The 389-nt window shown below is 37.5% G+C and carries 1 pseudogene; it reads right to left on the bottom strand.

From position 1 onward, the window contains the following. Positions 1-389 (bottom strand): annotated as a pseudogene (locus B3J44_RS07650) (M42 family peptidase); the annotation flags it as partial.

Below are 389 nucleotides of genomic sequence, written 5' to 3'. Positions count from 1 at the left end.
GCAGAGGGAACACCGCCATTGCTATAAGCAAAAGCATCAGTATCTGTTCCAGTTGCACGTGAAGTAGCGTGTCTCTGAAAAGGAATTTTATTTTCTGAAGCTACGTCTACAATCAAATCACGTAATTTATTCTGAATTGCTGGTGAATAGCCAATAACAGGACCTTTGCCCATTTTAAGATCACCTTCTACCTTTTTATCAATCATTGGAGTAGTGGTGTCATGGCAAACATCAGTAACAATCGCTACATTTGGTTTTATTCTATGCGCAATCATTTCAGCTCCACGAAGACCAATTTCCTCCTGAACAGAATTCACAATATACAAACCAAAAGGAAGTTTTTTATTGTTCTCTTTTAATAAACGAGCAACTTCAGCAATCATAAAACC

Origin of the sequence: Flavobacterium sp. UBA4854 (genome assembly GCF_002399805.1) — a bacterium.
Lineage (GTDB): Bacteria > Bacteroidota > Bacteroidia > Flavobacteriales > Flavobacteriaceae > Flavobacterium > Flavobacterium ginsengisoli.
The sequence above is the reverse complement of the archived record's forward strand: the minus strand, read 5'-3'. Positions and strand labels throughout refer to the sequence as shown.